16 protein-coding genes and 1 pseudogene are annotated in these 18,917 nt (G+C 69.5%); 11 read left to right on the top strand and 6 right to left on the bottom strand.

The genetic code is table 11. The annotated features are described in order from the left end of the window. Positions 1 to 20 precede the first annotated feature (20 nt). The 3 genes from ITJ43_RS10515 (at position 21) to malQ (ending at position 5,157) form a co-directional block, all read left to right on the top strand. Positions 21 to 1,460, top strand: a complete 1,440-nt coding sequence (locus ITJ43_RS10515) for a CCA tRNA nucleotidyltransferase (RefSeq protein WP_194583767.1) — start codon at positions 21 to 23, stop codon at positions 1,458 to 1,460. A 74-nt stretch (positions 1,461 to 1,534) separates the two neighbouring features. Beyond that, positions 1,535 to 2,866: a GAF domain-containing protein gene (locus ITJ43_RS10510; RefSeq protein WP_194583766.1), complete on the top strand. Its 1,332-nt coding sequence runs from the start codon at positions 1,535 to 1,537 to the stop codon at positions 2,864 to 2,866. 155 nt (positions 2,867 to 3,021) lie between these two features. Next, complete coding sequence (malQ, locus tag ITJ43_RS10505; RefSeq protein WP_194583765.1) at positions 3,022 to 5,157, top strand: 4-alpha-glucanotransferase; 2,136 nt, start codon at positions 3,022 to 3,024, stop codon at positions 5,155 to 5,157. Between the two features lie 62 nt (positions 5,158 to 5,219). Here the strand turns inward: malQ and ITJ43_RS10500 are convergent. After that, positions 5,220 to 6,020: pseudogene (locus ITJ43_RS10500) on the bottom strand (DMT family transporter); the annotation flags it as partial. 34 nt (positions 6,021 to 6,054) lie between these two features. On the opposite strand from ITJ43_RS10500, the gene ITJ43_RS10495 reads away from it, so the two are divergent. From ITJ43_RS10495 to ITJ43_RS10485, 3 genes are all read left to right on the top strand, one after another. Continuing rightward, complete coding sequence (locus ITJ43_RS10495; RefSeq protein WP_323741196.1) at positions 6,055 to 6,576, top strand: MarR family winged helix-turn-helix transcriptional regulator; 522 nt, start codon at positions 6,055 to 6,057, stop codon at positions 6,574 to 6,576. Positions 6,577 to 6,682: 106 nt separating this feature from the next. After that, the gene (locus ITJ43_RS10490; RefSeq protein ID WP_194583764.1) at positions 6,683 to 8,230 is read left to right on the top strand and encodes an aldehyde dehydrogenase family protein; all 1,548 of its coding nucleotides are present in this window, start codon (positions 6,683 to 6,685) and stop codon (positions 8,228 to 8,230) included. 108 nt (positions 8,231 to 8,338) lie between these two features. Continuing rightward, complete coding sequence (locus ITJ43_RS10485) at positions 8,339 to 8,722, top strand: DUF779 domain-containing protein (protein ID WP_194583763.1); 384 nt, start codon at positions 8,339 to 8,341, stop codon at positions 8,720 to 8,722. 16 nt (positions 8,723 to 8,738) lie between these two features. Here ITJ43_RS10485 and ITJ43_RS10480 read toward each other — a convergent pair whose 3' ends face one another. Continuing rightward, positions 8,739 to 9,107, bottom strand: a complete 369-nt coding sequence (locus ITJ43_RS10480) for a VOC family protein (protein ID WP_194583762.1) — start codon at positions 9,105 to 9,107, stop codon at positions 8,739 to 8,741. A gap of 58 nt (positions 9,108 to 9,165) precedes the next feature. On the opposite strand from ITJ43_RS10480, the gene ITJ43_RS10475 reads away from it, so the two are divergent. Beyond that, entirely contained in the window at positions 9,166 to 9,609 is a 444-nt protein-coding gene (locus ITJ43_RS10475) for a MarR family winged helix-turn-helix transcriptional regulator (RefSeq protein ID WP_194583761.1), read from the top strand. On the opposite strand, the gene ITJ43_RS10470 is transcribed toward ITJ43_RS10475, so the two are convergent. The 4 genes from ITJ43_RS10470 to ITJ43_RS10455 are packed head-to-tail and all read right to left on the bottom strand — an operon-like array spanning position 9,606 to position 13,119. Continuing rightward, complete coding sequence (locus ITJ43_RS10470; protein WP_194583760.1) at positions 9,606 to 10,211, bottom strand: response regulator transcription factor; 606 nt, start codon at positions 10,209 to 10,211, stop codon at positions 9,606 to 9,608. The genes ITJ43_RS10475 and ITJ43_RS10470 overlap by 4 nt on opposite strands. Further along, positions 10,208 to 11,371, bottom strand: a complete 1,164-nt coding sequence (locus ITJ43_RS15335; RefSeq protein WP_194583759.1) for a sensor histidine kinase — start codon at positions 11,369 to 11,371, stop codon at positions 10,208 to 10,210. The genes ITJ43_RS10470 and ITJ43_RS15335 overlap by 4 nt, the downstream gene beginning before the upstream one ends. 24 nt (positions 11,372 to 11,395) lie before the next feature. Continuing rightward, positions 11,396 to 12,217, bottom strand: coding sequence for an ABC transporter permease (locus ITJ43_RS10460; RefSeq protein ID WP_194583758.1), 822 nt, complete (start codon positions 12,215 to 12,217; stop codon positions 11,396 to 11,398). Beyond that, positions 12,214 to 13,119: an ABC transporter ATP-binding protein gene (locus tag ITJ43_RS10455; RefSeq protein ID WP_194583757.1), complete on the bottom strand. Its 906-nt coding sequence runs from the start codon at positions 13,117 to 13,119 to the stop codon at positions 12,214 to 12,216. The genes ITJ43_RS10460 and ITJ43_RS10455 overlap by 4 nt, the downstream gene beginning before the upstream one ends. Positions 13,120 to 13,359: 240 nt before the next feature. Here ITJ43_RS10455 and ITJ43_RS10450 point away from each other — a divergent pair, with 240 nt between their 5' ends. From ITJ43_RS10450 to ITJ43_RS10435, 4 genes are all read left to right on the top strand, one after another. Next, complete coding sequence (locus ITJ43_RS10450) at positions 13,360 to 15,006, top strand: ABC transporter substrate-binding protein (protein WP_194583756.1); 1,647 nt, start codon at positions 13,360 to 13,362, stop codon at positions 15,004 to 15,006. 117 nt (positions 15,007 to 15,123) lie between these two features. Next, on the top strand, positions 15,124 to 16,215 hold the full coding sequence (locus tag ITJ43_RS10445) for an ABC transporter permease (protein WP_194583755.1): 1,092 nt from the start codon (positions 15,124 to 15,126) through the stop codon (positions 16,213 to 16,215). A 14-nt stretch (positions 16,216 to 16,229) separates the two neighbouring features. Continuing rightward, positions 16,230 to 17,234 carry an ABC transporter permease gene (locus ITJ43_RS10440; protein WP_194583754.1) on the top strand — a complete coding sequence of 335 codons (1,005 nt, stop codon included), beginning with the start codon at positions 16,230 to 16,232 and terminating at the stop codon, positions 17,232 to 17,234. Continuing rightward, positions 17,234 to 18,892, top strand: coding sequence for an ABC transporter ATP-binding protein (locus tag ITJ43_RS10435; protein ID WP_194583753.1), 1,659 nt, complete (start codon positions 17,234 to 17,236; stop codon positions 18,890 to 18,892). Before ITJ43_RS10440 ends, ITJ43_RS10435 begins: the two co-directional genes overlap by 1 nt. The last annotated feature ends 25 nt before the right edge of the window (positions 18,893 to 18,917 follow it).

Below are 18,917 nucleotides of genomic sequence, written 5' to 3'. Positions count from 1 at the left end.
GCGCCGGTAGGCTGGAGATCATGCTCAACATGGCCGAAGGCCTCGACCGGCTGGGGTCTCTCGCGACCTCGCCGATCATGGCGACCCTCGGCGCGGCCTTCGCTCAGGCCGGGTTCGAGCTGGCGATCGTCGGCGGTCCCGTGCGCGACGCGCTGCTGGGCAGACCGACTCACGACCTCGACCTCACCACCAACGCGCGGCCCGACGACATCCTGCGCATCGTCAAACCGCTCGCGACGGCGACGTGGGACATCGGGCGCGCGTTCGGCACGATCGGGGCGAAGGTCCCCGGCCCCGGAGGCACCTCGGAGCAGGTCGAGATCACCACCTACCGCGCCGACAGCTACGACGGTGTGACGCGCAAGCCCACCGTCGCGTTCGGCGATCGTCTCGAAGACGACCTCGCACGGCGCGACTTCACCGTCGGCGCCATGGCGCTGCGTCTGCCCGTGCCGGCCCTGGTCGACCCGACGGGCGGCGTCGAAGACCTCATCGCGGGCGTACTGCGCACGCCCGGAGACCCCGACGTGAGCTTCGGCGACGACCCGCTGCGCATGCTGCGGGCCGCGCGGTTCTGCAGTCAGCTCGAATTCGAGGTCGCGCCCGCCACGCTCGAGGCGATGCAGCGGCTGCGTTCGACGATCGAGATCGTCAGCCCGGAGCGGGTGCAGGCCGAGCTCGTGAAACTGCTGGCCACCGACGACCCTGTGCGCGGCATCCGGATCCTCGTCGAGACGGGCCTGATGGGCGAGATCCTGCCCGAGGTGCCCGCGCTGCGCCTCGAGGTCGACGAGCACCACCACCACAAAGACGTCTACGAGCACTCGCTGACCGTGCTGCGGCAGGCCATCGAACTGGAGCACGCGCGGCATCCGGGTGCCGAGCCCGACACCACTCTGCGCCTTGCCGCGCTGCTGCACGACATCGGCAAGCCGTCGACGCGCCGGCTCGAGCCGGGCGGCGCGGTGAGCTTTCACCACCACGACGTCAAGGGCGCGCGCCTGGCGCGCAAGCGGCTGCAGGCGCTGCGCTTCGACGGTGACACGATCGCGGCGGTGACCCAGCTGATCGAGCAGCACCTGCGATTCTTCGGCTACGCGGAAGGCGCGTGGACCGACTCGGCCGTGCGTCGATACGTGCGCGACGCGGGCGACCAGCTCGAGCGCCTGCACATCCTCACCCGTGCCGACGTGACCACACGCAATGCGAAGAAGGCGACCCGCCTGCGCCGTGCGTACGACGACATCGAGTGGCGCATCGACGAGCTCGCCGCTCAGGAAGAGCTCGACGCGATCCGTCCCGAGCTCGATGGAAACCGCATCCAGGAGATCCTGGGCATCGGTCCGGGGCGCGAGGTCGGTGAGGCCTACCGCTTCCTCCTGGAGCTGCGCCTCGACGAGGGCCCCATCGGCCCGGATGCCGCCGAGCAGCGCCTCCGCGCCTGGTGGTCGACCCGCTGACTCGGTCTCGCCTGTTGTTGCTGCGGCTCGCGACCTAGACTGACGGCACCTCCTCATCGTCGAACGGAGTCGCCGTGCCCTCGCCGTGGTCATCGCGCCGCGAGGTCTCGCCCGAGACATCGCGCCTGCTGATCGAGCGCGCGCACGAGGAGCTCGTGGTCGGCAACGTGAGCGACCCGCGACTCGGTCAGATCCGTCCGCTGGTGCAGGATTCGTGGCGCCGCTCGCTGGCGCATCTCGTCGGAGCCGAAGCCCTGCCGCCCCTCGACCTCAGTGAGGAAGAGCTCGACGCGTACCGGCGTGAGCATCCGTTGGCCGGAGCCATGGACATGATCCGATCGCTGCTTCTTCCGGGCGGCGCCGGCATCGATACCGGGGTCGTGGTCGCCGTCGGTGATGCGGTCGGGCGCCTGCTCTGGGTCGAGGGCGACCGGCGGGTGCGCAGCCTGACGGGCGACATGGGCTTCGTCGCGGGCGCCAACTGGTCGGAGCAGGCGGTAGGCACCTCCGCTCCCGGTACCGCGCTCGCCCTCGGCCGGTCGGTGCAGATCCACGGCGCCGAGCACTACAACCGGCTGGTGCAGCCCTGGTCGTGCACCGCGGCGCCCGTCTACGACCCCGAGACGCGCCGCGTGCTGGGCGTGATCGACGTGACCGGCGACAGCGACGCCGCGACGCCGCAGGCTCAGCTGCTCGTGGATGCCACCGCGCGCGCCGTCGAGGGTGAGCTGCTCGTGAGTCGACTGCGGGCGCGCGCCCAGGCTCCCGCACCGAGTCGGCTGCGCAGGCCGGCGCCGGCCCCGCGAACGGCGACCACGATGCTGCGGGTGCTCGGGCGCGATCGGGCCCTCCTCGATGTCGCCGGACCCGACAGCGCCACCGTCACGGAGCTGTCCGCCCGCCACGCCGAGATCCTCCTCATGCTCGCCGTGCACCGCCAGGGCCTTTCGGCCGAGCGGCTCGGGCACCTCGTCTACGGCGAGGACGACGCGGAAGGAACCCTCCGCCCCGAACTCGTGCGCCTGCGAAAAGTGCTCGAGCGGGTGGCGCCACAGCTGGTCCCGGCATCCCGCCCGTACCGCCTCACCACCGAACTGCACACCGATGCGCATCAGGTCGTGGCGCTGCTCGGCCGCGGGGCCCACCGGGTCGCCCTCGCCGCGTATCGCGGACGGGTGCTGCCCGACTCGGTTGCGCCCGGGGTGGAGGAGTTCCGCGATTCGGTGCGGTTGGCCCTGCGCGACGCGCTGATGACCGAGGCATCCGTCGACGTGCTGCTCGCCTACGCCGACACGGAAGACGGCACCGCCGACGTGGACGTGCTGCGCCTGGCCCTGGAGATGCTGCCGGTGCGCTCGCCGCGGCGAGCGGGGCTGGTCGGCCGCATCGAGAAGCTCGAGGCCTGACCGCCCGCGCCGGCGTGCACACCTCCGCCGGAGCTGCTGTTTCCGCGCTCTTCACACCGACAACGGTCGACGGAGGCGGAGTTGTGCATGCTCGCCCGGGCGAGGGTGTCAGGATGGGCGCAGACGCCCGCACGGGGCGCCGAGGGAGGATCGAGATGACCGACGACGCGCCCACCCCCGATCTCGTGCGGCTCGCGGTGGTCTACGGCATCGCCACCGAATACTGGTCTTTCTTCGGCGATCGGGTGCACGTCCCGGCATCCACCCTGCGAGCGGTGTTGGCCGCCATGCAGGTCGATGCGTCGACGGATGCCGCGGTCTCGGCGGCCCTCGTCGCCGAGGAGGAGCGCGTGTGGCGCGAGCTGCTACCCGCCTCGGTCGTCGCGCGTGCGGGCACGGGCATGCTGCACCTGCACGTCTTCGACGGCCACGACGTCGCGCTGACGATCGTGCTCGAGGACGGTTCGCAGCGGCAGGTCGCGATTCCCGAGCAGCGCCCCGCCGCCCGGCTGGTCGATGGTGTTCTGCGGTGGCGGGTCGAGGTGCCCGTACCGTCCGACCTGCCCCTCGGCTGGCACACCCTGCGCGCCGAACAGCGCGCGTTCGGCGCCGCGCAGACCGACCGCACGGCATCCGCGCCCCTCGTGATCACCCCCGAGCGCCTCGGCGATCCGCCCACGCGCCCCGGCCGCTCCCGCGGGTGGGGACTGATGGCGCAGCTGTACTCGGTGCGCTCGCGGGCGTCGTGGGGCCTGGGCGACTTCGCCGATCTCGGCGACCTCGCTGCACTCGCCGGGGGTCGCGGCGCGGACTTCCTGTTGGTGAACCCCGTGCACGCCGCCGAGGTGACCAGCCCGATCGAGCCGTCGCCGTACCGGCCCGCGACCCGCCGCTTCATCGCGCCGCTCTACGTGCGTCCCGAAGACATCCGCGAGGTCGCGTACCTGACACCCACCGAGCGTGCTGTCGTCGAGGCGGCGCGCGCGCCCGTTGCCGTCACCGACGATGACGCGACGCGCCTTGACCGTGACGCCGTCTGGGCCGCGAAACGCGTGGCGCTCGACGCGATCTTCGCCGTGACGCTCTCACCCGCACGTCGCGCGGAGCTCGACGCGTTCGCCGCCGGGGAGGGTCAGCCGTTGCAGGACTTCGCCCTCTGGTGCGCCCTGGAGGAGCACTACGCCGGCCGGGAGCGACCCGTCGAGGTCGACGACATCCGCTCACCGCTGGTCGCGGCGCTACGCACGCAGCTGGCCGACCGCGTCGCGTTCCATGTGTGGCTGCAGTGGATCGCCGACCAGCAGGTGGCCGATGCGCAGGCGGCCGCGAAGGCTGCGGGCATGGCGATCGGCATCATGCACGACCTCGCCGTGGGCGTGCACCCGAAGGGCTCGGATGCCTGGTCGCTGCGCGAGATGTACGCAACCGGCATGGCGGTGGGCGCTCCCCCCGACATGTACAACCAGCAGGGCCAGACGTGGAACCAGCCGCCGTGGCTGCCGCGGGCGCTCGCCGAGGCGGGCTACGCGCCGCTGCGCGACATGATTCGCACGCTGCTGCGCCACGCCGGCGCGCTGCGTATCGATCATGTGATCGGGCTGTTCCGGCTGTGGTGGATTCCGGCGGGCCTCGGCCCGGTCGCCGGCACCTACGTGCGGTACGACCACGAGGCGATGATCGGGGTACTGCTGCTCGAGGCCCATCGAGCCGGAGCCGTGCTGATCGGTGAAGACCTCGGCAACGTCGAACCGTGGATGCGTGACTTCCTCTCGGCGCGCGGCGTGCTGGGCACCTCGGTGCTGTGGTTCGAGCGCGAGGGCGAGGGATTTCGCCCGCCCGAGCAGTACCGGCGATCGCTGCTGGCCACCGTGAACACACACGATCTGCCCCCGACGGCGGGATACCTGGCCGACGAGCACGTCGCCCTCCGCGCACGGCTGGGACTGCTGACCCGCCCCGTCGAGGACGAGCTCGCCGACGCGGATGCCGAGCGGGCGACCATGTTGGCACTGCTGCGCGACCGCGGGTTGCTCGGCGCGGCCCCGTCGGAGGCGGAGGTGATCGATGCCCTGAACGTCCTGATCACGGCATCCCCCTCTCTCCTGCTCGGCGTGGCGCTGGTGGATGCCGTCGGCGAGCGGCGCACGCAGAATCAGCCCGGAACCGACCGCGAGTACCCCAACTGGCAGATTCCCCTCGCCGGGCCCGACGGGCGCGCCGTGCTGCTCGACGATCTGGCGGACAACCCCCGTTTCGACGCCCTCACCCGAGCCGTCGACGCCCGCGTGTAGTCCGCCCCGCGCCGCCGGGACGGACGGGACCGGCGGGGCAGCGTGCCGGCGAGGACGCCGATCACGACGAGTGTGAGGCCGAGCAACTGCGCGGGGCCGAACGGCTCGTGCGCGAGCCAGACGCCGAGCAGCACCCCGGTGACCGGGTTGAGGAGGCCGATGACGCCGACGATCGCTCCGGGAAGCCGCGCGAGCCCGGTGAACCACGCCGCGTAGGCGACCGCGGTGGCCACGAGGATGACGTAGGCGAATCCGATCAGTGCGGGCCCGTCCAGGGCGGGCGGAGCGCCCTCGACCGCGACCGCGAGCGGCGCGACCACAAGGGAGCCGGCGATGAGCTGCCACGCCGTCATTGTCAGCGGCGGCACGTCCGCACCCCAGCGGCGCGTGAGAACGAAGCCGAGCGACGACGACAGCATCGCGAGCACGGATGCCGCGATGCCCCACCCGTCGGCCTCGCCGCCCCCGGGCTGCAGCATGACGATGACGCCCACGATGCCGAGCATCGCCCCCACCGCCGCGCGCAGCGCCGGGCGCTGCCCGAGCACGATCCAACTCAGCACGATGAGCGCGGCGGCCGAGGTGGACATGATCGTCGCCGCGAGGCTCGTCGCCAGCCGCTGGGCGGCGACGTAGACGAGCACGTTCAGCCCGCCCACGGTGAGTGCACCCAGGACGAACGACCGCCACCACCACGCACCGTGCGGCAGCCGTCGGGTGATGAGCAGCACCAACAGTCCAGCCGGAAGGCATCGGATCACCGCGCCCCAGAGCGCCGCGTCTGGCGGCAGCAGATGGCGCGTCACGAAGTAGGTGCTCCCCCAGGCGATGGGCGCGATCGCCGTCACCAGCACCCAGCGCATCGATTTATCTTCCACGGAAGACAATATAACTTCCGTGGAAGGTAAAGTCGACGGGGTGAAGGACCACGTCGACCTCGTCCAGGAGCAGTGGCGCCGCGAGCGCCCCGATCTGGACCCGTCCCCGCAGGGCGTCATCGGCCGCCTCCACCGTCTCGCCGTCGCCCTCACGCAGGAGCTGACGGCCGTCTACGCCCAGTTCGGGCTGAGCGAGGCGGAGTTCGACCTCCTGGCATCCCTCCGCCGGGTCGGCGCACCGTACGCGCTGCCGGCCGGCGAACTTGCCGACCACACGATGGTCACGACCGGCGGGCTCACCAAGCGCGTCGACCGGCTGACCGAGCGCGGCCTCGTCGTCCGGACGGATGCCGGGGACGATCGCCGTCGCCGCCTCGTCCGCCTCACGCCCGCGGGCGTGGAGCTCATCGATCGGGCGTTCACGGCGCATCTCGCCAACGAGCACCGCCTCGTCGCGCTCATGCCCGCGGGCGACGCCGACGCCCTCCGCGACGCCTCGCGCCGCTGGCTCGCGGCGCTCGACGGCGTGTCCCGAGACTGACCCGCGGCACACCCCTCGCAACGCGATGCAACGTTGCGCTGCGTACCGTCGGTGCATCCGAACGCGGCGAGGATGCCGCGGACCATGCACTGTCGAAGGAGACATCATGACCATCGTCGAAGAGGGCGTCTCGAGCGTCTACGCCGCCCCGGGTCAGCGCGGCGCCGTCGCCGAATACCGCCCGCGGTACGGCCACTACATCGGCGGCGAGTTCGTCGAACCGATCAAGGGCCAGTACTTCGAGAACATCACGCCCGTCACCGGCAAGCCGTTCACCGAGGTCGGCCGCGGCACCGCCGAAGACATCGACCGCGCCGTCGACGTCGCCTGGAAGGCCTTCGAGTCGTGGAAGCGGACGACGCCCGCCGACCGCGCCAACATCCTCAACAAGATCGCCGACCGGATGGAGGCGAACCTCGAGAAGATCGCCGTCGCCGAGACGTGGGAGAATGGCAAACCCGTCCGCGAGACGCTCGCCGCCGACATCCCCCTGGCCATCGACCACTTCCGCTACTTCGCCGGCGTGCTGCGGGCCCAGGAGGGCACGCTCAGCCAGATCGACGAAGACACCGTCGCGTACCACTTCCACGAGCCGCTCGGTGTGGTCGGCCAGATCATCCCGTGGAACTTCCCGATCCTCATGGCCACGTGGAAGCTCGCTCCGGCGCTCGCGGCTGGCAACTGCGTGGTGCTGAAGCCGGCCGAGCAGACCCCGGCATCCATCCTGTTCCTCTTCGACATCATCGGCGATCTGCTGCCGGCCGGCGTCGTGAACATCGTCAACGGCTTCGGCATCGAGGCCGGCGCCCCGCTCGCGCAGCACAAGCGCATCCGCAAGGTCGCCTTCACCGGTGAGACCACGACGGGGCGGCTCATCATGCAGTACGCGTCGCAGAATCTCATCCCCGTGACGCTGGAGCTCGGCGGCAAGAGCGCGAACATCTTCTTCGAGGATGTCGCCCGCCAGAAGGATGCCTACTACGACAAGGCCCTGGAAGGCTTCACGTTCTTCGCGCTCAATCAGGGCGAGGTCTGCACCTGCCCGTCGCGGGCGCTCATCCAGCGCTCGATCTACGACCAGTTCCTCGGCGACGGGCTCGATCGCGTCGGCAAGATCATCCAGGGCAACCCGCTGGATCCCGCCACCATGATCGGTGCGCAGGCTTCCAACGACCAGCTCGAGAAGATCCTCAGCTACATCGAGATCGGCAAGGCCGAGGGCGCGAAGCTGCTCGCCGGCGGGGAGCGGGTCGACCTCGGCGGCGAGCTCAGCGGCGGCTATTACGTCGCGCCGACCGTCTTCGAGGGTCAGAACAGCATGCGGATCTTCCAGGAGGAGATCTTCGGCCCCGTCGTCTCGGTGACCGCGTTCGACGGCTTCGACGACGCCATCCATACCGCCAACGACACCCTCTACGGGCTCGGCGCGGGCGTCTGGAGCCGGTCGGCAGACACGATGTACCGCGCCGGGCGCAGCATCGAGGCCGGTCGCGTGTGGACGAACACCTACCACCAGTACCCGGCGCACGCCGCGTTCGGCGGGTACAAGCAGTCGGGCATCGGCCGCGAGAACCACCTCAAGATGCTCGACCACTACCAGCAGACCAAGAACCTGCTGGTCTCGTATGCCGAAGGCGCCATGGGCTTCTTCTGAGCCCCACCCCCCTTCGCCGAAACACGACCCGGCGCACCAGACGCACACGCGTTTCGGGCGCCAGGTCGTGTCTCGGCAGACGAAAGCGGCGAGAAGAGAGGTCGATCGATGACCACGACGGTCAACAGGGTGGCGGTGACGGATGCCGCGGCAACGCTGTTGCGCGCGCTCACCGGGCAGCACGGGCCGCTCATGTTCCACCAGTCCGGCGGATGCTGTGACGGCAGTGCGCCGATGTGTTACCCGATCGGCATGTTTCTCACCGGGCCGTCGGATGTGAAGCTCGGCGACCTCGATGTGGGCCTCGACGACGCGATCGAGGTGTACATCTCCGAGGCGCAGTTCGCGTACTGGAAGTACACGCACCTCACGATCGACGTCGTCCCGGGTCGCGGCGCCGGCTTCAGCGTGGAGGGTCCGACGGGCCTGCGCTTCCTCATCCGCTCGCGCATGCTCGACGACGCAGAGCTGGAACACTTCGGCCTGCGCTGAAGCCTGCGCCGGCAGCTCACGCGCGATCGTGGAGCGTCACGCGGTAGCCGTCGGGGTCGGCGAAGGTGAACGTGCGGCCGAACGGGCCGTCGATCGGGGGCGCGACGATCTCATGGCCTGCGGCGACGAGGCCATCGTGGATCTCTTGAACGTCGGTGGCGTGCAGCCAGAGGGCGATGCCCGCGCCCGGGTGGGTCGCATCATCCCGCACGGCGTCATCGACGATGTCGCGTACGGCGAACGCGATCGGCGTCGTGGCGAAGACGACGGCGTGCGGGGGGCCTGCCGGTGAGCGCACGAGGCCGAGGAAGTTCTCGTAGAACGCCTGGGATGCCGCGAGGTCGCGAACCTGCAGGGAAATGAAGTCGGGGCCGGTGACGGGCATGGGTGAATCCTCTCGTATGTCAGTTATCTGACACGTAACTGTATGTCAGAATACTGACATGAGTCAACGCCGTCCCGCCATCGATCTGCCGACCTCCGTCGGCTATCGCCTCAAAGAGGCAGCCAGCGCACTTCGCACCGCGATGGAGGACGTTCTGCGACCGCTCGGGATGAACGTCACCCACTACGCGTGTCTCGAGCTGCTGGCACAGCGTCCCGGCCTGTCGAACTCGGATCTGGCTCGCGGCACCTTCGTCACCCGCCAGACGATGAATGTGCTGCTGCAGAAGCTCGAGCGCGACGGTGAGATCTCACGGCCCGATACGCCCGTCAGCGGCAAGGTGCTCCCCGCGACGATCACCGATCGTGGCCGGGCCGCGCTCGCCGCCGCCAGCACCGCCGTGCGCTCGGTGGAGGATCGCATGCTGGACGGTCTCGACGCGGACGACCGCGATGAGGCGCGACGGCTGCTCGCAGCGATGATCCGTTCGCTGCGCGGCTAGAGCCAGCCGTTCTCGTCGGCGACGCGCACGGCATCGGCTCGGTTGCGCGCGCCGGTTTTGCCGATCGCGCTGGAGAGATGGTTGCGAACGGTCCCCTCGCTGAGGTGCAGCATCTGGGCGATGTCGGCGATCGATCCGCCGCTGCGGGCCACGGCGAGCACATCCGTCTCGCGCGCCGTCAGAGGCGAATCGCCCTGGGCGAGTGAATCAGCCGCCAGCGCCGGATCAACCACGCGCAACCCCTGAGACACGCGGCGCACCGCGTCGGCCAGTTGAGCTGCGGGGGTGTCCTTCACGACGAAACCGGCGGCCCCGGCCCGCATGGCGCGGGTCAGGTAGCCGGGACGACCGAAGGTCGTCACCATGAGTGCCCGGCACGCCGGCACGGCGCTGCGCAGAGCGGATGCCGCCGCGATCCCGTCCATCCCGGGCATCTCGATGTCGAGCAACGCGACATCCGGCGCGGTCTGCACGGCCGCGGCCACGACCTCGTCGCCCCGGCCGACCTCGGCGACCACCTCGATGTCGGGCTCGAGCCCGAGCAGTGCCGACAGGGCGCCGCGTACGAGCGCCTGATCGTCGGCGATGAGCAGGCGGATCACAGTGCCACTCGCAGCAGGAAGCCGCCCAGCTCACTGCGGCCCAGCGTCAGACGACCGCCGGCCGCTTCGACGCGTTCGCGGAGACCGATCAGACCGCTGCCCGCAAAGGCGGCATCGGATGCCGGCCCGACCCCGTCGTCCTCGATACTCACGCCGCGGGCGGTCAGTCGCACGCGGCACCGGGTGGCGTGCGCGTGGCGGATGACGTTGGTCACGCCTTCGCGGACGATCCAGCCGGCGAGTTCCCGACGCTCGGCGGATACGTTCTCGGTGGCGGTGGGCAGTTCGGCGGCGATGCCCGCGGCATCCAGGGCCGCCCGTGCGGCAGCGAGTTCTCCCGCCACGCTGACCCCGCGGTAGCCGGCGACCGTGGTGCGCACATCGGCAAGAGCTCCGCGTGCGAGAGCCTCGACTTCCCCGATCTCGGTCCGCGCCCTCGCCGGGTCGACGTCGATCAGCCGGCCTGCGAGCTCGGTCTTCACCGTGATGACGGTGAGGGAGTGGCCGAGAATGTCGTGCAGGTCGCGGGCGACGCGACTGCGCTCGCGTTCGACGGCCATCGCCGCCATCTGGTCGCGCGTGGCGCGCAGCGCGTTCATGGCCGCGATGGTGCGTCCGAACGCAGCCATCATGGCGGAGATCGAGACGATGATCGCCGGCAGGAACAGGACGCTCTCGGTCCATCCGTCACCGATCACGCCGGCGACCAGCGCCGCCGCGCCGAGGCTCAGCAGCAGCATCCAGGTCGTGCGCAGTCGGACGACGGCCATTCCGATGGCGACGCCCACGTAGCTCCAGAGCCCCCGGATGTCCCACCCGATCCATGGGAAGAGGGTGAAAGAGAGGAGGAACAGTCCTGCGGCGGGAATCAGGCGACGCCCCACCCGAAGGCCCCTCGACAGGGGGACGACGAGGAGGAACGACGCAGCGAACAGCACGAGCAGCGTGACCGCGACGGCGGTCGAGAGCGGCGAGGTGGCCGCGCCGACGACATCGGGCGCCACCGTGAAGAACCAGGTGAGGGAGATGGACGCCCCCACGTACCAGCCGCGGGCGGCGCGCGTGGTCAGCAGCTCCCGCGGCGTCGGTGGGGCCGACGAGGCGGGGCCCGGATGGAGGTACCACCCGGGCCCGTTGAGCTCGTCGCGGGTCGCCGTCACGACATCACTGTAGGCCGCGGCCACTCAGACACGCTTCGTGTCGCGCCGGAACGCCCACGTCGTGCCCGCGATGAACAGCATCAGCCAGACCAGAGCGTTCACGAGCCACATGATGTCGAAGCTCTCACCGGTCAGCGGTGAGCGGGCCAGCTCGCCGATGCCGTACACCGGAGTGAACTTCGCGATCGTCTGCATGAAGTCCGGCATGCTGCTCAGCGGGTAGAAGAGGCCGCCGAGGAAAGAGAGGAACACGACGATCAGGCTCGTGACCTGTGCGGCGTTCTCGCTGGGCATGAGGTAACCGACGAACAGCCCGAGCGTCGTGAACACCGCGCTGGCGAGCAGCCAGCCGACCAGACCGGTGCCGATCCACTGGCCGGCACTGAGGTGGATGCCGCTGATCGCACCGGCTGCGTAGGTCGCCACCACTGCGAGCAGCCCGAGCACCATGCCCGCGATCATCTTGATGATGATGTTGACCAGCGGGTTCAGCGGCGTGAGCCGCAGTTGGCGGCTCCATCCCTGCGTGCGTTCGAGGGAGACGGCGGCTCCGGTCTGCGTCGCGGACATCATCGCGCCGTACATCGCCATCGACACCATGATGTAGGCGGCGACCGAGACGCCACCCGCAGCCAGCGGGGTCGCGGTCAGCTGCTCGTCGCGCATGGGCAGGCCGATCAGCACGTACATCACGATCGGGAAGGCGACGGTGAAGAAGAGGGTGCGCCGGTTGCGAAGGCGTCGCTTGAGCTCGATGACGAGGTACGTCAGGTTGAAGCCGCCGAATGGCGGCACGCGCCGGTCGAGGGTGACGCGATCGGTGGCTGTAGATGCCGCGGTGGTCATGCGGATGCTCCTTCGGAGGTGAGGGCGAGGAAGACGCTCTCCAGGTTCTGGGCGGTGATCTCGACGTCGCGGGCGGCGGTCTCGGTGAGGAGGTGGCGAGCCACGGCATCCGAGTCCTTCGTGTGGATGGTGACGCGATCGCCGGCGAACTCGACGTCGTCGACGCCGGGCAATGCGGCGAGGCGGGCGGGGTCGGCGCCCGGCAAGGTGGCGCGCACGATACGGCCGGACACGAGGTTCTTGATCTCGGAGGTCGAGCCATCGGCGACGATGCGGCCGCGGCTCATCAGGACGATGCGGTCGGCGTACTCGTCCGCTTCGTCGAGGTAGTGGGTGGCGAACAGCACGGTGCGCCCGCGCGCGGCGTCGGTGCGGATCGCGTTCCAGAACGCCCGGCGCCCCTCGACGTCCATGCCCGTGGTGGGCTCGTCGAGGATCAGCAGCCCCGGGTCGCTCAGCAGCGCCATCGCGAATCGCAAGCGCTGCTGCTGACCGCCCGAACACAGCCCCACCCGACGATCGGCGATCTCGGTGATACCGGCGCGCTGCATGACCTCCTCGACCGGTCGTGTGTCGGCGAACAGACTCGCGGTCAGCGCGAGGGTCTCCCGAACGGTGATGTCTTTGAGCAGGCCTCCGGTCTGCAGCACCGCCGAGACCAGGCCATGAGAGATGGCCGCTCGGGGACTTTCGCCGAAGACGCGCACCGCACCGCCATCGGGGTCCGACAATCCGAGGAGCATGTCGATCGTCGTCGTCTTTCCGGCGCCGTTGGGGCCGAGGAAGGCGACGATCTCTCCGGGATGCACCCGCAGATCGACGTTCTCGACCGCTCGGACCGTGCCGAAACTCTTCTGCAACCCCGCGGCATCCACCGCGAGAATTCCCTGGTTTTCATCCATGACATCGACTCTGCCGGGGCGGGCGTGTCGATGCCGCTCACGGGCGTCACGACTGTCCCGTGACATTCGTCACGTACTCTCCGTGCACCGGAAACTGGGCGTCGTGATCGGTGGCCCCGGGTTTCATTCTCGTTACAAAAGACGCGATGGGGCGGCAGATCCGTTGCGCCCGCGACAAGATAGCGGCTTGGGCCCCGCCTTCCCGGTGGGGCCGACCGACACACAGTAGAGGTAGTACACATGGCACTGCACTTCACTTCCGGGGGCTCCCCCCGAGGCCGCGTCGGCCTGGTCGCCGGGGCGCTCGCCGTCTCCGCGTTGCTCCTGGCCGGCTGCGCCGGCGGGGGTTCCACCGGCGGGTCGACCGACGGCGCCTCGGGCGGACCCGTCATCGTCGGCACGACCGACAAGGTCACCACGCTCGACCCGGCTGGATCGTACGACAACGGCTCGCTCGCCGTTCAGACGCAGGTCTTCCCGTACCTGGTCAACACGGACTACAACTCCAACAAGGTGGTTCCCGACCTCGCCGAGTCGGCGGAGTTCACGTCGCCCAACGAATACACGGTGAAGCTGCCGGCGGGTCTGAAGTGGGCCAACGGCCACGACCTCACCTCCTCGGACGTGAAGTTCTCGTTCGACCGCAACGTGAAGATCGCCGACCCCAATGGCGCATCGAGCCTGCTCTACAACCTCGACAGCGTCTCGACGCCCGACGCGACCACGGTCGTGTTCAAGCTGAAGACGGACAACGACCAGGTCTTCCCCTTCATTCTGACCTCCTTCCCCGGCGCCATCGTCGACGAAGAGGTCTTCTCCCCCGACGCGGTCACGCCCGATCAGGACATCGTGAAGGCCGACGCCTTCGGTGGTCCCTACGCGGTCACCAAGTGGGACTTCAACAAGACGGTCGAGTTCACGCCCAACAAGAACTACAAGGGTCTGCTCCCGGCCGCCGCCAACGCGGGCGTCATCCTCAGCTACTTCGCCGAGTCGTCGAACCTCAAGCTGGCCGTTCAGCAGGGTGACGTCGACGTGGCGTACCGGAGCCTCTCGTCCACCGACGTGGCCGACCTGAAGGGCAACGACAAGGTCAAGGTCGTCGAAGGTCCCGGCGGCGAGATCCGTTACATCGTGTTCAACTTCAACACGCAGCCGTTCGGTGCGACGACCGCCGAGGCCGACCCGGCCAAGGCGCTCGCCGTCCGTCAGGCCGTGGCCGACCTCGTCGACCGCCAGACGATCTCCGACCAGGTCTACAAGGGCACCTACACCCCGCTGTACTCCTACGTCCCCGCCGGCTTCGCGGGTGCGACCGACGCGCTGAAGGGCCTCTACGGCGACGGCAGCGGTGGTCCGAGCGCCGACAAGGCCAAGGCGGCCCTCGCGGCGGCCGGCGTCGCGACCCCCGTCACGCTCAACCTGCAGTACAGCCCGGATCACTACGGACCGTCGTCGGGTGACGAGTACGCGCTGGTCAAGCAGCAGCTCGAGAAGGACGGCCTGTTCACCGTCAACCTCCAGTCGACCGAATGGGTGCAGTACTCCAAGGACCGCACCACTGACGTCTACCCCGCCTACCAGCTCGGCTGGTTCCCGGACTACTCCGACGCCGACAACTACCTGACGCCGTTCTTCCTGGAGAAGAACTTCCTGGGCAACCACTACGTCAACGCGGAGGTCAACAACCTGATCCTCCAGCAGGCCGTCGAGCCGGATGCCGCGAAGCGCACCTCCGACATCGAGCAGATCCAGGAGCTCGTCGCCAAGGACCTGTCCACCGTCCCGCTGCTGCAGGGCGCTCAGGTCGCGGTGACCGGGGCGGACGTCAAGGGTGTCACCCTCGACGCGTCGTTCAAGCTCCGCTTCGCACCAATCACGAAGTAACCCTCTGCGGGCGTTTCGGCTCGACGCTTCGCGCCTCGCTCGACGACCGGGACACGCTCCCGGTCGTCGAGCGAGCGCAGCGAGTCGAAACGCCCGCCGTCCGTAGAGTAGGCATCCATGACCAGCACCGTCGCGGCATCCTCCATCGCCGAGCCGCCTCCCGCGCTCGAGGTTCGCAAGACCGGGTCCGGTTCCGCGCTCGGCAGGTACATCCTGATCCGGTTCCTGCTGATCTTCCCGACCGTGCTCATCCTGGTGACACTGGTCTTCTTCCTCATCCGCCTCACGGGCGACCCCATCACGGCGGCCCTCGGCGGACGTCTGCCCGCCGATCAGCTGGCCGAGCGCATTCACGAAGCGGGCTATGACCGTCCGATCCTCGTGCAGTACGTCGAGTACCTCGGCCGCATCTTCACGTTCGATTTCGGCACCACCATCACCGACAACCAGCCCGTCGTGCAGGTGATCGCCTCGTATGGCACCGCGACACTCGAGCTCGTGCTCTACTCGCTCGTTGTCGCCTTCCTCGTCGGCATCCCGCTCGGAATGGTGGCGGCGGCACTGCGCGACCGCTGGCCCGACGCCGTGCTGCGCGTGAGCGCCATCCTTTTCTACGCGACTCCCGTCTTCTTCGCGGGCCTCGTCGCCAAGCTCATCTTCGGGGTGTGGCTCGGCTGGCTGCCGGTATCGGGCCGCGCCGGTGTGCGCACCGAACTGGCGATCGGCCGCAACGGCGGCACCGGCATCTACCTGATCGACGCGATCGCCTCCGGCAACCCGGCCTATGTGCAGGATGTCCTGCTGCACGCGGTGCTGCCCGCCCTCACCCTCGGTCTGCTCACCGCCGGCATCTTCCTGCGTCTGGTGCGCACGAACGTCATCGGCACCTACAACATGCCGTACATCGACGCGGCCCGCTCCCGCGGCGTGCGCGAGCGCCGACTGGTGCGTACGCACGCGTACAAGCCGGCGCTCATCCCGATCATCACCGTGATCGGCCTGCAGATCGCCCTCATGCTCGGCGGCGCCGTGCTCACCGAGACGACCTTCGAGTGGAAGGGCCTCGGCTTCCAGCTGGCCGCGTACCTCTCGTCGCGCGACTTCGTGGCCGTTCAGGGCATCGTCGCCATGATCGCGATCATCGTCGCCCTGACGAACTTCGCCGTCGACATCATCGCGGCGCTCATCGACCCGCGGGTCCGGTACTGAGAGCGGATGCGGATATGACCAAGCCTCGTCTCATCGACCGGATGCCGGTCGTCCATCAACTGCGCCAGAGCGTCGGCCTGCAGCGCGGCATGCTCGTCGCCGGCCTCGTGCTGACCGGCATCTTCGTGCTGTGCGCGATCCTCGCGCCGCTCATCGCCCCCTACGGCTACGCCCAGCTGAGCGGGCCGGCCGGAAACTTCGGTGCGCAGCAGCCGCCCAGTGCCGAGCATCTGCTCGGCACGACGGTCGGCGGCTACGACGTGCTCTCGCGTGTCATCTGGGGTGCACAGACCGCGCTGTACGTCGTCATCGTCGCGATCGTGATGTCGGTGTTCCTCGGCATCCTGCTCGGTCTGCTGTCGGGCTATCTGGGCGGCTGGGTCGACCGCGCGCTCGTCGTCGTCGCCGACGCGGTCTACGCCTTCCCCACCCTGCTGTTGGCGATCGTCGTGGCCATCGCGGTCAGCCGCGGGCAGTCGGGGCTGTGGCCGGGCATCTTCGCGGCGGCGGGCTCGATCACCGTCGTCTTCATCCCGCAGTACTTCCGTGTGGTGCGTGCCGAGGTGGTGCGCATCAAGTCCGAGGCCTTCGTCGAGTCGGCCAAGGTGATCGGCGCCTCCACGCCGCGCATCATGTTCCGCCACGTGCTGCGCAACTCGACCCGCACCCTGCCGCTGATCGTCACGCTCAACGCGTCGGAGGCGATTTCCACGCTCGCCGCCCTCGGCTTCCTCGGGTTCGGCATCGAGCCGACGCAGGCGGCGGAATGGGGCTACGACCTCAACAAGTCGATCAGCGACGTCGCCGCCGGCATCTGGTGGACGGCGATCCCGCCGGGCATCGCGATCGTGTGGACGGTGCTCGGCATCACCCTCATCGGTGAGAGCCTCAACGATCTGGCCGACCCGCGACTGCGTGCCCGCCGCCGCGCAGGAGCAGCGGCGCGGCCGCAGACACCGGCCGATGCGGTTGCCGCCACGCAGCCCGCGTCGCGTGAGTTCATGGGAGAGGTGGAGTGATGGCCTCGGCATCCGACCAGCCCGTCGTCGACATCCGCAACCTCGACGTCACCTTCGCGACCGACGGCGGCGACGTGCACGCCGTCCGCGACGTGAGCCTCGACGTCGGCCCGGGCGAAGTCCTCGCCATCGTCGGTGAGTCGGGCAGCGGCAAGACCGTCACGGCACGCACCATCCTGGGCCTGCTGCCCGAGACGGCGCTCACCCAGGGGGCGGTCGTGCTCGACGGCACCGATGTCGTCGGCCTCGACCGCGAAGCGCTCCGGCGCGTGCGGGGCACCAAGGCCGCGATGATCTTCCAGGAGCCGTCGACGGCGCTGAACCCCGTCTTCACCGTCGGTTGGCAGCTCGCCGAGGGCCTGCGCGCGCACGGCACGTACACGAAGAAGCAGGCCCGTGAGCGCGCGATCGAGATGCTGAGACGGGTCGGCATCCCCGAGCCCGAGCGTCGCGTCGACGACTATCCGCACCAGTTCTCCGGCGGGCAGAAGCAGCGCATCGTCATCGCGACGGCGCTCGCGCTCGATCCGACCGTGATCATCGCCGACGAGCCGACCACCGCGCTCGACGTCACCGTGCAGGCCGAGATCCTCGACCTGCTGCGGCGGCTGCGTGACGAGGACGGCACGGCGATCGTGCTGATCACCCACAACATGGGTGTCGTCGCCGACCTCGCCGACCGCGTCGCCGTCATGCTCAACGGTGAGGTCGTCGAGACGGCACCCGTCGCTGAGCTGTTCGCGCATCCGCAGAACGACTACACCAAGCGCCTGCTGGCCGCGGTGCCGCGGTTGGAGATCGTCGATCGGCAACCGCCGGCGGGGGCGGCCACAGCGACGCCTGTGGTCGCGGCATCCGATCTGGTCATCGAATACGCCGGACGGTTGCGTCGTGCCGGGTTCCGCGCCGTCGATCGCGTGAGCTTCTCGATCGCGCCGGGCGAGGTCGTCGGCCTCGTCGGTGAGAGCGGGTCGGGAAAGACCACGATCGGCCGCGCCATCGCAGGGCTCACCCCCGTCACCGGCGGCTCACTGCGGGTGCTCGGAGTCGAGATGAACGGGGTCAAGGAACGGCAGTTCCGGCCGCACCGCAAGGATCTGGGCTTCGTCTTCCAAGACCCGGCCACCAGCTTCAACCCGCTGCTGACCATCGCGCAGAACGTCGCCGAGCCGCTGATCGTGCACGGCGGCGCACGCAATGCGGAGGATGCCCGCGACCGCGTCGACGAACTGCTCGAGGCGGTGCAGTTGCCCAAGGCGTTCGGCGACCGATTCCCGCACGAGCTGTCGGGTGGTCAGCGTCAACGCGCCTCGCTCGCGCGCGGCCTGGCGCTCAATCCCCAGCTGCTCATCGCCGACGAGCCGACCAGTGCGCTCGACGTGTCGGTGCAGGCTCGGGTGCTCGAGCTGTTCGGTGAGCTGCAAGAGCGCTTCGGCTTCGCCACCCTCTTCATTACTCACGATCTGGCTGTCGTCGACATGTTGGCGCATCGCGTGGTCGTGCTGCACAAGGGCACGATCGCCGAGACCGGGCCCACCGCGCAGGTGCTCGGCGACCCGCAGGACGACTACACGCGCACGCTCATCGCGTCGCTGCCGGTGCCCGACCCCGCTGAGCAGGCCGCCCGGCGCCAGGCCTGGCGCGCCGCGCGCGGCTGAGTCGGAGCTCTCGGCGTCGGGGGCT

The organism is Microbacterium sp. VKM Ac-2870, from assembly GCF_015350795.1.
GTDB lineage: Bacteria > Actinomycetota > Actinomycetes > Actinomycetales > Microbacteriaceae > Microbacterium.
This window is presented reverse-complemented; position numbering and strand designations above follow the sequence as displayed.

What these genes read in the sequence shown, in the direction of transcription:
- ITJ43_RS10480 (WP_194583762.1), bottom strand. Translation starts at nt 9,107, where the DNA reads ATGCCCGTCACCGGCCCCGACTTCATTTCCCTGCAGGTTCGCGACCTC.
- ITJ43_RS10490 (WP_194583764.1), top strand. Translation starts at nt 6,683, where the DNA reads ATGACCATCGTCGAAGAGGGCGTCTCGAGCGTCTACGCCGCCCCGGGT.
- ITJ43_RS10440 (WP_194583754.1), top strand. Translation starts at nt 16,230, where the DNA reads ATGACCAAGCCTCGTCTCATCGACCGGATGCCGGTCGTCCATCAACTG.
- ITJ43_RS10460 (WP_194583758.1), bottom strand. Translation starts at nt 12,217, where the DNA reads ATGACCACCGCGGCATCTACAGCCACCGATCGCGTCACCCTCGACCGG.
- malQ (WP_194583765.1), top strand. Translation starts at nt 3,022, where the DNA reads ATGACCGACGACGCGCCCACCCCCGATCTCGTGCGGCTCGCGGTGGTC.
- ITJ43_RS10515 (WP_194583767.1), top strand. Translation starts at nt 21, where the DNA reads ATGCTCAACATGGCCGAAGGCCTCGACCGGCTGGGGTCTCTCGCGACC.
- ITJ43_RS10475 (WP_194583761.1), top strand. Translation starts at nt 9,166, where the DNA reads ATGAGTCAACGCCGTCCCGCCATCGATCTGCCGACCTCCGTCGGCTAT.
- ITJ43_RS10445 (WP_194583755.1), top strand. Translation starts at nt 15,124, where the DNA reads ATGACCAGCACCGTCGCGGCATCCTCCATCGCCGAGCCGCCTCCCGCG.
- ITJ43_RS10450 (WP_194583756.1), top strand. Translation starts at nt 13,360, where the DNA reads ATGGCACTGCACTTCACTTCCGGGGGCTCCCCCCGAGGCCGCGTCGGC.
- ITJ43_RS10455 (WP_194583757.1), bottom strand. Translation starts at nt 13,119, where the DNA reads ATGGATGAAAACCAGGGAATTCTCGCGGTGGATGCCGCGGGGTTGCAG.
- ITJ43_RS10435 (WP_194583753.1), top strand. Translation starts at nt 17,234, where the DNA reads ATGGCCTCGGCATCCGACCAGCCCGTCGTCGACATCCGCAACCTCGAC.
- ITJ43_RS10485 (WP_194583763.1), top strand. Translation starts at nt 8,339, where the DNA reads ATGACCACGACGGTCAACAGGGTGGCGGTGACGGATGCCGCGGCAACG.